This window comes from Anderseniella sp. Alg231-50 (assembly GCF_900149695.1).
In the GTDB taxonomy this organism is placed as follows: Bacteria; Pseudomonadota; Alphaproteobacteria; order Rhizobiales; family Aestuariivirgaceae; genus Anderseniella.
In genome coordinates this window covers 225,080-237,726 of record NZ_LT703004.1, presented here as the reverse complement: position 1 = coordinate 237,726, position 12,647 = coordinate 225,080, and the positions used below count along the sequence as shown (strand labels likewise).

At 59.0% G+C, this 12,647-nt stretch carries 10 protein-coding genes; 5 read left to right on the top strand and 5 right to left on the bottom strand.

The genetic code is table 11. From position 1 onward, the window contains the following. Positions 1-27 precede the first annotated feature (27 nt). The 4 genes from DHN55_RS13675 to DHN55_RS13660 all read right to left on the bottom strand — a co-directional run bounded on the left by DHN55_RS13675 (position 28) and on the right by DHN55_RS13660 (position 5,688). Positions 28-2,238, bottom strand: coding sequence for a DUF255 domain-containing protein (locus DHN55_RS13675; RefSeq protein ID WP_337660295.1), 2,211 nt, complete (start codon positions 2,236-2,238; stop codon positions 28-30). Positions 2,239-2,385: 147 nt separating this feature from the next. After that, positions 2,386-3,387, bottom strand: coding sequence for a fatty acid desaturase (locus DHN55_RS13670; RefSeq protein ID WP_337660294.1), 1,002 nt, complete (start codon positions 3,385-3,387; stop codon positions 2,386-2,388). A 152-nt stretch (positions 3,388-3,539) separates the two neighbouring features. Next, positions 3,540-4,739 carry a CoA transferase gene (locus tag DHN55_RS13665; RefSeq protein ID WP_108882047.1) on the bottom strand — a complete coding sequence of 400 codons (1,200 nt, stop codon included), beginning with the start codon at positions 4,737-4,739 and terminating at the stop codon, positions 3,540-3,542. A gap of 76 nt (positions 4,740-4,815) precedes the next feature. Further along, the gene (locus tag DHN55_RS13660; RefSeq protein ID WP_108882509.1) at positions 4,816-5,688 is read right to left on the bottom strand and encodes an EamA family transporter; all 873 of its coding nucleotides are present in this window, start codon (positions 5,686-5,688) and stop codon (positions 4,816-4,818) included. A gap of 270 nt (positions 5,689-5,958) precedes the next feature. Here DHN55_RS13660 and cysS point away from each other — a divergent pair, with 270 nt between their 5' ends. The 5 genes from cysS to DHN55_RS13635 all read left to right on the top strand — a co-directional run bounded on the left by cysS (position 5,959) and on the right by DHN55_RS13635 (position 11,960). Next, positions 5,959-7,287 (top strand): cysteine--tRNA ligase, encoded by a 1,329-nt coding sequence (cysS, locus tag DHN55_RS13655; protein ID WP_108882046.1) that lies wholly within the window; start codon positions 5,959-5,961, stop codon positions 7,285-7,287. Next, entirely contained in the window at positions 7,284-8,882 is a 1,599-nt protein-coding gene (gene cimA / locus DHN55_RS13650) for a citramalate synthase (RefSeq protein ID WP_108882045.1), read from the top strand. Before cysS ends, cimA begins: the two co-directional genes overlap by 4 nt. 36 nt (positions 8,883-8,918) lie before the next feature. After that, a complete protein-coding gene (locus DHN55_RS13645; protein WP_337660293.1) occupies positions 8,919-10,109 on the top strand; it encodes an MFS transporter in 1,191 nt (396 codons plus the stop codon). Between the two features lie 67 nt (positions 10,110-10,176). Then, positions 10,177-11,082, top strand: coding sequence for an EamA family transporter RarD (gene rarD / locus DHN55_RS13640; RefSeq protein WP_337660292.1), 906 nt, complete (start codon positions 10,177-10,179; stop codon positions 11,080-11,082). After that, positions 11,079-11,960 (top strand): EamA family transporter, encoded by an 882-nt coding sequence (locus tag DHN55_RS13635; RefSeq protein ID WP_108882042.1) that lies wholly within the window; start codon positions 11,079-11,081, stop codon positions 11,958-11,960. The genes rarD and DHN55_RS13635 overlap by 4 nt, the downstream gene beginning before the upstream one ends. 38 nt (positions 11,961-11,998) lie before the next feature. On the opposite strand, the gene DHN55_RS13630 is transcribed toward DHN55_RS13635, so the two are convergent. Then, the gene (locus DHN55_RS13630; protein ID WP_108882041.1) at positions 11,999-12,619 is read right to left on the bottom strand and encodes a TIGR00730 family Rossman fold protein; all 621 of its coding nucleotides are present in this window, start codon (positions 12,617-12,619) and stop codon (positions 11,999-12,001) included. Between the last annotated feature and the right edge of the window lie 28 nt (positions 12,620-12,647).

The window sequence follows — 12,647 nt, the reverse complement described above, 5'->3', positions numbered from 1 at the left end:
TCCATTTGAATCCGGGAACTCTGAATCCTAGGACGCCGGGGGAAGGGCGACCCGCAATTTCAGTGTCTCCGGCAGCAGGCATATTTCATCCGAACAGGTTTGTACCTGCAACTGAGCTTCAACCGGGCCGGTGATCGGCTTGTCAAAGCGTGCCGTGATCTCCACCTGGTTCTCCAGAAGCGCCATCGGCTTTTCATTGAAGGCCAGCTTCTTGGTTTCCGGTTCCGGGTAGGACACACTTGCTGTCTTGGCGGCATCATTGCCCGCGATGTCCAGCTTCGTCGCCACCAGGTAGTCTTCCAGGGGGGCATGGGAATTGACATGCCAGCCGTCGGCCACCTGCAGCCGGATGACGAGGCTCTTGCTGTCTGCGCCCGGCATCAGCCGTGCATCCACCACGCCGTTGCCTGCAAACTGCACTACGCCTGTCTGGCCATGCAGGAAGCTGTCTGACGCCGACAGGATGGAAGCGCCGCTGGTTGGCGTGCCGGCCGCAATCCCGGACAGAGCGGCAATGGTCTGCTCCGTGGCCCGGCGCATGTCCGGTGTGCCGGCGCGCTGTGCAAGGCGCACCATTGCGTCAAGAGCCGCACCGTTGCCGGAAGGCTGGTCAACATCTGAGCGGGGCTTGGTGCGTGCAAACCCGGCGGCCTCGCGCGTGCCGAAAAAGTCACCTGTGTCGGCGTCCTGGAAGTTCTTTTGCATCTGGGCCAGCAGAGCCTTGGCACGGTCCAGCCAGAGCTTGTCCCCGGTGGCGTCGTGAACAAACAGGTAGCCGCGTGCCATCTGGGCATAATCGTCCAGTTCACCCTCGACATCATTGATGCCGTCAAAGTGGCTGCGATGCAGTACACCGTCTTCATCATGCATTTTGGTCCAGACGAATTCCCCGGCCTTGACGGCGGCGTTGCGGTAGTTGGTGTCATCAAGCAAAATCGCTGCCTGAGCCACACTGGCGATCATCATGCCGTTCCAGTTGGCCAGTATCTTCTCGTCGCGAACCGGTTTCTGCCGGGGCTTGCGGGCCTCGGCCAGTTTGGCGAGGACCTGGTCAAGTTTCGGAACCGACTGGTTGCGTACGCTGTCCATGTTGAGGATGACCTTGCCGGCCATTTCGCCATCGGCAATCAGACCGAACGTGTTGAGCGCGAACTCGGCGTCCTGCTTGCCCAGCACCTTTTCCAGTTGTTCCGGCGTCCAGACATAATAGGTGCCTTCCTCGCCTTCTGAATCTGCATCGCGGGCCGTGTAGAAGCCGCCTTTCGGCGCTGTCAGATCGGCCATGACGTAGTCGATGGTCTTGCGCGCCGTTGCCGCGTATTCGGGCTTTCCGGTGAGGCGATAGGCGGTCAGGTACACTTCGGTGTTGAGTGCCTGGTCATTGAGCATTTTCTCAAAGTGCGGCACGCGCCATCCGGGATCGATCGCATAACGGTGGAAACCTCCCTCGATATGATCATGGATACCGCCGTTCAGGCCTGACTGCAGCGTTCTTTCCACAGCGTCAAGAACCTCGGCATCACCGGTGCGTTCGGCCTGCAGCAGCATGAAGGCAAGTACCGTGGGCCGGAAGAATTTCGGGCCGTCACCAAGGCCGCCGGCGAAGGCGTCAAATTGCCCGGACAGCGTCTTGGCCGCCTGCGCCATCAGGGCAGGGGTCAGGTTCTGGGCTTCCTGCTTGCGGTTCAGATAGCCTTCCAGAAGCGTGGCAAGCCGGTCACCTTCCGCCAGCACGGCGGGATTGTCCTTGGCCCAGCTGTCGGTAACGCCCTTCAGCAGCCCGGTAAAATCCTGTGGTGGTATGTAGCCGGTTCCATAAAACGGTTTCAGGTCCGGTGTCAGGAACATGTTGTTGGGCCACCCGCCGCGCTGTGTAAGCAGTTCAGTGACCAGCATATAGGTGTCATCCAGCGCGGTGCGCTGTTCACGGTCCACCAGGACCGGCACAAATTGCTCGTTGATCGTCTTGGCTATGGCCTCTTCGTTGAAATGGGTCTCCTGCATCACGTGGCACCAGTGGCAGGCGGTATATCCGAACGAAACGAACAGCGGCAGCTTCTTTTCCCTTGCCTGCTTGAACGCCTCATCGCCCCAGTCATACCAGCGCACAAGATCGTTTGAATGAGATCTCAGATACGGCGAACTGCTTTGCGACATGCGCGGGTTGTCGTCTGCCTTGCCGACAAATTTCGCGTTGGCAATCGATGCATGGACAAGCAGGGCAAGAACAGCGGCCAAGATTGCAACCGGACGGAAAGCAGGCCTGAAATGCAACATCTGATGAGTTTCCCTGGGCAATGAAAAAGGCTGTCACCCGAATAGGTAACAGCCTTGCCTGTCTGGAGGAATTCACGATGGCGTGGGGTTTTCTTCCCCAGGGGCAGCTTAGGCCGGGGCTGCCATGGCTTGTCTGAATGATACCAGCCGCCGGCTCTTTTCATCCCATAATGTCAGCGGGATGCATTTCAGGCTCTCCCAGAACGTCAACCGGCCGATTTCCTTCAGCTCGGGATAATCCTTCATCACCTGCGGCAGCTTGTGGAAGGGAACCCGGCTCGAAAGATGGTGCACGTGATGAATGCCGATATAGCCGGTCAGCCACATCAGTGGCTTCGGCAAATCATAGAACGAACTGCCATGCAGGGCAGAATGTTCGTGTTCCCAGTCCTCGGTGTGATCCCACTGCGTCGTATCGAACTGGTGCTGTACGTAGAACAGCCACACGCCGATTGACGCGCCCAGCGCAACAACCGGTACCTGGATCATGATGAATGCCGTGAAGCCGGTAAAGTAAATCACTGCGGTGTACAAAACCACGATGCTGAGGTTTGTCGTCATGATGCTGATCCACTGGTCACGGCCGAGACTCAGTGCCCAGAGTGGAAAGCGATGCCGGATGATGAACAGGTAGGCGGGACCGATCACAAACAGCACGAGCGGGTTGCGGTACAGCCGGTAACGAAATTTGTTGAGCGTGCTCAACGCGTTGTATTCCGCAATGGTCAGGGTTTCGATGTCACCGAAGCCGCGCTTGTCGAGATTGCCGGAACCGGCGTGGTGCAGGGAATGTGCATATCGCCAGTATTCGTAGGGCGTCATGGTCAACACGCCCATGCAGCGCCCGACCCAGTTGTTCACGGTGCGTGACGAGAACATCGCGCGATGGCCGCAATCATGCTGGATGATGAATAGCCGGACCATCAGGCAGGCTGCCACCGGTACCAGCGCAAGTGTCAGCCAGTAGCTGATGCTCATCACCGCGTACATGGCAAGCCATACGCCCAAGAACGGTACCAGTGTCAGGATGATTTCCACAACAGCCTGGCGGTCGTCGGCGCTTCTGTAGGGTGCGAGTTTCTGGACCCATGCGCGCTCGGCGGCAGTCAAAACGATGCTCTTTGCAAAATGAATACCACCCCGGTATGAATCAATTGTCCCCGTCGTTGCCTTCTGTATTGCAGTCTCGCGCCAAGAGAGCAATCGCTTTCTGCCCTCTCTACCGGGTTTGTGATCGAAATGTGTTCGGATGACGTTACGTTCTAGAGCGTCTCGGCTTTCCGAAGCTCGCCGATTTCGGCGCTGCTGAAGCCAAGTTCAGACAATACCTCATCCGTGTGTTCACCAACTCGTGGCGGCGGGCGCATGAGATCCGGGCTCCCGTGGTCATAGGAAAACGCAGCCACAGGGAACGCCGGCGGGCCATGTTCGGCCGGGTCGCGGCCTGCCTGCTGCACCACTCGTCGCGACTTTACCTGATCGTGCGCGAGCGCCTGGTCCAGTGTGCGCACCCGGGCGGCAGGCACTCGCGCATCATTGAGTATGGTTTCCCATTGCTCGGCACTGCGGGATTTCAGATGGCCTGACAGGATGCCGGCGTCATCCGCTGCCATCTCGCCCACCTGCGAACGCGGCACCTGTAATATTTGCGTAGCGCGTTCAGGTTCTCCTACCGCTATAAACAACCGGGACAGTTGCTGGTTGGTCCATGCGCCGACCATCAGCAGGCCGTCTGCGGTTTCAAATGTCCGGTAGCCGGCATAGTGCGGGTGATTGTTGCCATGCGGTTGCGGCGGCTTGCCCGTGGTCAGGGTATCGGTGACATTGGCACTCATCAGCATCAGGGCTGCATCCAGCATCGAAACATCGATGCGCTGGCCCTTGCCGGTTCTTTCCCGTTGCAGCAGGGCCGCGGAGATCGCCAGCGCAGCTTGCGCTCCGGTACCATAGTCCACCATGGGAGGTCCCACGCGGACCGGGCCGGTGTCGGGTGTCCCGTTTGCGCTCATCAAACCGGAAAACGCCTGGATGACCACGTCATAGGCGGGGTGATTGGCCTTTGGGCCGGTTCGCCCGAAGCCGGTCAGCGTGCAATAGATCAGTTTCGGCTGGATCTTCAGGACGGCGTCGTAGCCGAAGCCGAGTTCTTCCAGTGCGTCACCGGCATAGTTCTGTACGAGTACATCGGCTGTCTTGATCAGACGACGCAGCACGTCGCGCCCGGCCTCGTCCTTCAGGTTAACCGTGATGGCGCGCTTGCCCGCGTTCTGGGCCTGGAAATAGGTGCCGTACGCAGCTTGGTTCAGCGCCGGCACAACACCTTCCTTGCGGGTCATGTCAGGGTTGTCCGGCGGCTCGATCTTGATCACGTCTGCGCCAAGCACTGCTAGCTGATAGGTACAGAACGGACCGGCCAGTACATGGGTCAAATCCAGCACCCGGACACCTTCCAACGGTTTCATGACTTGTATTCCCTGGACATTGAGTTCACTGATTTTGCAGGCATTGCGTCACAAGCAGCAAACTCACGCAACCGGTTTATCGCACGCGTGCCGTGCCTGCCTGTTTGAGATTGAGCAGGTTGCCCAGCAAGATCAGGCTGGCGCCTGACACGGTGAATGCATCAATGCCTTCGGCGTAGATCAGCCAGCCCGCAATGGCGGTCGCCGGAACGCGAATGAAATCCATCGGCACCACGACGGTCGCATCGGCATACAGCATGGCCCGGGCCATGCAGTAGTGCGAAAACGTCCCGCAGAAAGCTACCGCCAGCATGAAGCCCCAAAGGTGGGTCGGCACCGGTTGCCAGACGAGGTAGGCGGGCACGGCGCCGAGTATGGCCTGTATCACCAGCATCCAGAACAGGATGCGCACCACGCTGTCGGTGCGTGTCAGCGCCTTGATCATGACCACCGACACCGCAAAACCCACCGACGATGCCAGCGCCCATGCCTGGCCGGGGTCAATTCTGCCGGCCTCCGGACGAACGATGATCAATACTCCGAGAATTCCAAACAGGATGGCCGCAATTTTCCAGGCGTTCATGCGTTCGCCCAGGAATATCACGGCGAGGATTGCGGTCCAGATCGGCATGGTGAATTCGATTGAGATGACCTGGGCCAGCGGTATCAGGCCAAGGGCCACGAACCAGGAATACTGCGCGCCGTAATGCACGACATTCCGCGCCAGGTGGCGAGCAGGATACGCTGTCTTCATGGTCCTGAGGCCGCCGTGCATGTAGACCAGAGGGTAGATCAGCACGATGCCGATCAGGGCGCGCAGTTCCATCACCTGGAACGCATCGATCTCGCGTGTCACCTCGCGGCCAACAACCGCCATGGTCAGCATCAAGGTGATCCAGCCGGCCATCCAGCAGGCCGCTTTCAGGTTTGAGGGGGGAGGCGTCGTCATGATGGTTGCAGCGTATAGGTGTTTCCAGCTGCGTTGGAAACCGGTTTTGTGGCTGCAATCATACCTGAATAACCAAAAACCGGTCATGGGCTTGACGCGAGGGCCTATCGCGCGCATTTTGCGCACCATGAAACCGATCCGTAAATCCGCCTGCAACATTTGCCGGATTATTATCAGCTAGTCGCAATCTTGCGCTGGTAACGGTTCTGCTTTTCCAAACATGAGAAAATGAGCAACCCTGGCCAGCGTGGCCTTAAGGGTACATGTCGCATGGAACTGACGCTCTATAACTCACTGACCAAAGCCAAACAGGTGTTTCAGCCGATCGATCCGGCACATGTCCGCATGTATGTATGCGGGCCGACGGTCTACGATTTTGCCCATATCGGCAACGCGCGCCCGATCATCGTGTTTGACGTGCTCTACCGGCTGTTACGCCATGTCTATGGCGCAGCCCATGTAAAATATGTCCGCAACATCACTGACGTGGATGACAAGATCAACGCCCGCGCCAGGGAAGAGGGCGTGCCGATCTCCGACGTGACAGAGCGGACCACGAGGCAGTTTCACGAAGACATTGCAGCGCTTGGAGTGTTGCCGCCCGATGTTGAACCGACCTGCACCGGTCACATCCCGCAGATGGTCGAGATGATCAAGGTGTTGATTGCCAAGGGCAACGCCTATGAGGCCGATGGCCATGTGCTGTTCAACACGCCGTCCATGAAGGACTATGGTGCGCTGTCGCGCCGCTCGCTGGACGAGATGGTTGCCGGTGCGCGTGTCGAGGTGGCTACCTACAAGAAGGATCCGACCGACTTCGTCTTGTGGAAACCCTCCGATTCTGAAACCCCGGGCTGGGACAGCCCGTGGGGCCGGGGCCGACCGGGCTGGCATATCGAGTGCTCCGCCATGGCCAAACAGCATCTGGGCGAAGTGTTCGACATACACGGTGGTGGCATCGACCTGCAGTTCCCTCACCATGAAAACGAGATTGCGCAGTCCCGCTGCGCCCATGACACCGATGTCATGGCCAATGTGTGGATGCACAACGGCTTCCTGCAGGTCGAGGGCAGGAAGATGTCGAAGAGCGAGGGCAACTTCATCACCATCAACGAGCTGCTGCAGAAATGGCCCGGGGAAGTCTTGCGGTTCAACATGCTGCGTACCCAGTATCGCCAGCCTATCGACTGGACGGAAAAGTCGGTTCAGGAAAGCTGGGATGTGCTGGCCGGCTGGTATGCCAAGGCATCTCCGGCGGATGCAGACCCTGCCATGAGCGGCGAAGTGCTCGAGGCCTTGCTGGATGACGTGAACACACCGCGTGCGATCGCGGCACTGCATCAGATGGACGACACTGAACGTGCCTCGAACCTTGCCGCTCTGGGATTTGCCGGAGACCTGACCGATCCGCGCGCTGCCCAGGTTGATGACGCGGCAATCGATGCTGCTATCGCATTGCGTCTGGAAGCATTCGCGAACAAGGATTTCGCCGAAGCAGACCGTATTCGCGATCAACTCACGGCCCAGGGGATTCAACTCAAGGATTCAAAGGACGCAGAAACCGGCGAACGCCTGACTAGTTGGGAAATGAAGCGATGAGTATGCGCGAACGGCTTTACCTGTACGACACCACATTGCGTGACGGGGCGCAGACGCCCGGCATTGACTTCTCGCTGGAAGACAAGCTTGCCATCATTGCCATGCTGGACGAACTGGGGCTGGACTGTATCGAAGGCGGCTATCCGGGCGCCAACCAGACTGATACGGCACTGTTTGCCGAACCGCGTGAAATGAAGGCGTCATTTGCCGCTTTTGGCATGACGCGCCGTCCGGGAAGGTCGGCCTCCAACGATCCCGGCCTGCAGGATCTGCTGCAAGCCAATTCCGATGCTGTCTGCTTTGTCGCCAAGTCGTGGGACTATCATGTCGAGGTCGCGCTGAAGACAACCAACGATGAAAACCTGGCCTGTATTTCCGATAGTGTTTCAGCCGCTATCGGTGCCGGCAAGCAGGCCATGGTCGATTGCGAGCACTTCTTCGACGGCTACAAGGCAAACCCGGCCTATGCGCTGGCCTGCGCACATGCCGCCCATGCAGCCGGTGCCCGCTGGGTTATCCTGTGCGACACCAATGGCGGCACGCTGCCGCATGAGGTTGAAGAGATTGTGCGCGCGGTTTGCGAACAGGTGCCGGGCACCCATCTTGGTATCCATGCCCATAACGATACCGAGCAGGCCGTTGCCAACTCTCTTGCCGCCGTCAGGGCGGGCGCGCGCCAGATACAGGGCACGCTCAACGGTATCGGTGAACGCTGCGGCAATGCAAACCTGGTGTCTCTGATCCCCACTTTGATGCTGAAACCGGCCTATTCAGACCTGGTTGAAACCCGTATCACGGCACACGGCCTCGAGCGGCTGACCCAGGTGTCGCGGGCATTTGACGAACTGCTCAACCGGGCGCCTGACCGCCAGGCGCCTTATGTCGGCGAAAGCGCCTTTGCCACCAAGGCGGGCATTCATGCATCCGCGCTGCTGAAAGAGCCGGAGACCTATGAACACGTGCCGCCGCAGACCATCGGCAACATTCGCCGCGTCCTGGTGTCGGATCAGGCCGGTAAATCCAACCTGATTTCCGAGATCGAACGCACCGGTATCAGCGTTGACAAGGCCGATCCGCGCCTCGACACGCTGTTGCGTGAAGTGAAGGAGCGCGAGACGGCAGGCTATGCCTATGATGCCGCGCCTGCATCTTTCCAGATACTGGCGCGTCGCGCACTCGGCACGGTGACGAATTTCTTCGAGGTGGACTCGTTCCGGGTGTCCGTCGAACATCGCCACAATGCCAAGGGCGAGGAAACTTCTGTTGCCGAGGCGGTGGTCAAGATCATTATTGACGGCAACCGCATCATGTCGGTCGGGGAGGGTAATGGCCCTATCAATGCTCTGGACACCGCCCTGCGCAAAGACCTGGGCAAATTCCAGTCCCTCATCGAGGATCTGGAACTGGTCGACTACAAGGTGCGTATCCTCAATGGCGGCACCGGAGCCATAACCCGGGTCCTCATAGAAAGCCGCGACAGGACCGGTGAGCGCTGGTTTACCATTGGTGTATCGCCCAATATTGTAGATGCCTCGTTTGAAGCGCTCATAGACAGTGTGACCTACAAGCTGCTCAAGGAAGGTGCAGAATCCTGAAATGAGTGTGATTCTACAGGCTGTCGAGGACAGGTCTTGACGTCATCATCGTCCAAACTGCGCTCCATGACCTTTCTGGTTCTGGCGGAGGTAGCTGCACTCAGCCTGTGGTTCGTGTCGTCGGCAACACTGCCCGGCATGATGGCCGAGGTCACCATGAGTGCGGGCCAGCAGGCGGCATTGTCCAGCGCAGTGCAGTTGGGGTTTGTCTTCGGCGCGTTTATCTCGGCATTTCTGGGTATCGCCGACCGGTTCGACCCGCGTCGCGTACTGGCGCTGTGCGCCTGCATTGCGGCGGCCGCCAATCTTGGCCTTGCGTTTGTTTCGCCGGCGAGCCTTGTTGCGGTGCTTTTGCGCCTGGTCACCGGGGTCATGCTGGCAGGGGTTTATCCGGTCGGCATGAAAATCGCCGCCGGCTGGGGTCTGAAAGATCGCGGGCTGCTGGTGGCCATCCTGGTTGGCGCGCTGACATTCGGATCCTCGCTGCCGCATCTGGCAACGCTGATGGGAGGTGCCGACTGGCGGGTTGCGGTGTATTCCACGTCCATCGCGGCCTTTGTGGGCGGCGCGTTTGTTTTGGGGGCTGGTCTCGGTCCGCATCACGCGCGCTCGCCGTCATTTTCTGCCAGTTCCATAACACTTGCCTGGACCGACAAACGCATTCGGCGTGCCTATGGCGGCTATCTCGGTCACATGTGGGAGCTTTACGCCATGTGGGCCTGGCTGCCGGTCGCTGCGGCTGCATCCTTTGCAGTGTCACTCGACACCCAGGATGCCAACCGGTTGGCAAGCCTGACAGCGTTTCTGTCGATTGCCCTGGGGGCTCTGGCGTGCATCTGGGCGGGACGGTCAGCTGATCGCATCGGCAAGGCAAATGTCGCCATATTGGCCATGGCCGGTTCGCTTGTTGCAGGTCTGGCGACGGCGGCAAGCTTTGGCGGTCCATGGTGGCTGACCGTCATCTTTTTCATACTCTGGGGCATCACGGTCATCCCGGACTCTGCCCAGTTTTCTGCTCTCGTGGCTGATGCCGCCCCGCCGCAACTTGCCGGAAGCCTGATGACTTTTCAGACGGCGCTCGGATTTCTGCTGACTTTCGTAACGGTTCAACTGACGCCCGTGCTTGCCGAGTATGTTGGCTGGCAGGTAACGCTTGCCGTCATGACCGCAGGCCCGGCACTGGGCATTATTGCCACGTGGCCGCTGCGCGAACGAGCCATGCAGTGAACATTGTATCGCTATGCGCGGGCGCGCATTGCGTCCTTTCTGTTCGCCGGGCAATAGTCGCTGCATTATGACCACCGTAACCACCACGCCCGACGAAGCCGCTACAAACCGCAGCGGCATTATATGCGCGCTGATCGCCTATCTGACGTGGGGAACCTATGCCGGGTTTTTCGCGCTGCTGGCTCATGTGAACGCGCTGGAGGTTGTGGCACACCGGGCATTCTGGTCAATTCCCATTGCAGCAGCAGTGATGCTGGTCATGGGCCGCACCCAGGACGTGCTGCGGGTGGTGAAAACCCCGAAATTGCTGGCGCTCATGTGTCTGACAACGCTTCTGGTGACCATTTCCTGGGGCGTGTTTGTGTGGGCGGTCGCCGTCGGGCGGGCGCTGGAGACATCATTGGCCTTTTACATCAATCCGCTGCTCAACGTGGCCGTGGGCTATCTTGTGCTGCGCGAGAAAATGACGGCCCTGCAGATTGTTGCGATAGCGCTGGCCGTCGTAGGCGTTGCATATCAGACCTGGGCGCTTGGCGTACTTCCGTGGCTCTCGCTGCTGCTGGGAGCCGCATTTTCCGCTTATGGTTTCCTGCGCAAGACAATTGATGTCGGGCCAGTGCAGGGCTTTTTCGTGGAAAGCGCCATCCTGTCAGTGCTGGGGCTTGCGGTAGTGAGCTGGCTCGGAACGCAAGGCCCGCTGGCGTTTGGCTCCGACTGGAAAACAACTGTATTATTGCTGGCATGTGGCCCCATGACGGCGTTGCCGCTGATGTTCTTTGCAACCGCTGCCCGCCGCATCCGCTTCTCGACCCTTGGTCTGCTGCAGTACATCGCGCCGTCCATGTTGTTTCTGACCGCTGTTTTTGTTCTGAAAGAACCCATGCAGCCGGCTCAGCTTGTAACCTTCGGTTTCATCTGGACCGCACTGGCCCTGTATTCCTTTTCAAGTCTCCGCCAGCCGGTGGCATCATGAGCGGGTTGCGCACCTGGGCCATCAGCCTGGCGCCGTTCGTATTCCTGCTGCTGTGGTCGGGCGGTTACACCTTCGCCAAGCTGGGCTTGCAGTACGCGGAACCCATGACATTCCTGGCGTTGCGTTATGCCTGTGTGCTCGGGTTGATGATCCCGCTGTTCATCATCGTCAGGCCGCGGGTTCCACAGCGGCCCATCAACTGGTTTCACCTGGCCATGACCGGGCTGCTCATGCAGGCGGTCTATTTCGGCATGACATACCTTGCCTTTGCCGACGGTCTGTCGGCCGGTGGCGTGGCGCTGATCGTATCGCTGCAGCCGATCCTGGTGGCGATCGCCGCGCCTTATTTTGTCAGGGAAATGGTCTCGCGTTATCGCTGGATCGGGCTGGCGCTCGGGCTCGCGGGCGCAGTCATGGTCATAGGATCGCGGCAGGACATTTCCACATCATCCTATATCGGCGTCGTGTTCGCGGTAATCGGGTTGGTCGCCATGTCGGCTGGCTCAATATATGAAAAGCGCTTTGGCCTGAACCAGCATCCGATCACTGCCAGTCTGGTGCAGTTTGCAGTCGGTTTCCTGGCCATCGCGCCGATTGCCTGGTTCCGCGAAACCATGCAGGTCAATTTCACACCTGAGCTTCTCTGGTCCCTGGCTTATCTGGTCATCGGCAATTCGATCATTGCCATATCGTTACTGCTTTACATGATCCGGGCGGGCGAAGTCAGCCGGGTGTCAGCGCTTTTGTTTCTGGTGCCGCCGGTTGCATCGCTGCTGGCCTGGTTCGTGCTCGGTGAGGCAATGCCGCCATTGGCGTGGGCCGGCATGGTGCTGGCCGGTGCCGGTGTGCTGGTCGCCAGCAAGGCGAGGTCCGAATAGGGTGTTTCCGGCAAGACCGGCAAACACGCGTTATGATCCTAAAACAACTCTGTAATCTCGCTGTCCTCGGGCGCAGTACCTGCTGTTGCCAGCCGGTCAAGAAACGCCGGCACAATGTCTTTTGCCCGATCAACCACTTCAAAATGTACTTCCAGTCCTTCCCGGATGAACAGTTCCTCCTTCATATGGGAAACCAGCGTCAGAAGCGGTTGCCAGTAATTGTCTATATTGGCGACGATGATCGGCTTCTTGTGTCGCCCCAGTTGTGCCCAGGTCGCGATCTCCACCAGTTCTTCCAGGGTGCCGATACCGCCGGGCAGGGCGACAAATCCGGATGCACGTTCAAACATCATCATTTTGCGCTCGTGCATGTCATCCACGATGAACAGTTCATGACCGCCGTCTTCAAGCATCCGCTCACGCTTCATCAGGAACTTCGGGATGATGCCGGTCACATGCGCGTTGCCTGCGATGACCGTGCGCGCCACTTCGCCCATGAGACCAATGCCGCCGCCGCCATAAACAAGCCCGACATTGTTTTCCGCCATGGATGATCCAAGGTCGCGCGCAGCCTGCATATATGACGGGCTGCGGCCTTCGCCGGAGCCGCAATAAACGCACAAAGACAGATTAGATTCGGGGAAACGATTCGATACCATGTGACCATTGTGTCACAGGGTGAGGGGC

Coding starts and splice junctions, on each gene's coding strand:
- DHN55_RS13665 (WP_108882047.1), bottom strand. CDS start 4,739: ATGAAACCGTTGGAAGGTGTCCGGGTGCTGGATTTGACCCATGTACTG.
- DHN55_RS13660 (WP_108882509.1), bottom strand. CDS start 5,688: ATGACGACGCCTCCCCCCTCAAACCTGAAAGCGGCCTGCTGGATGGCC.
- cysS (WP_108882046.1), top strand. CDS start 5,959: ATGGAACTGACGCTCTATAACTCACTGACCAAAGCCAAACAGGTGTTT.
- cimA (WP_108882045.1), top strand. CDS start 7,284: ATGAGTATGCGCGAACGGCTTTACCTGTACGACACCACATTGCGTGAC.
- rarD (WP_337660292.1), top strand. CDS start 10,177: ATGACCACCGTAACCACCACGCCCGACGAAGCCGCTACAAACCGCAGC.
- DHN55_RS13635 (WP_108882042.1), top strand. CDS start 11,079: ATGAGCGGGTTGCGCACCTGGGCCATCAGCCTGGCGCCGTTCGTATTC.
- DHN55_RS13630 (WP_108882041.1), bottom strand. CDS start 12,619: ATGGTATCGAATCGTTTCCCCGAATCTAATCTGTCTTTGTGCGTTTAT.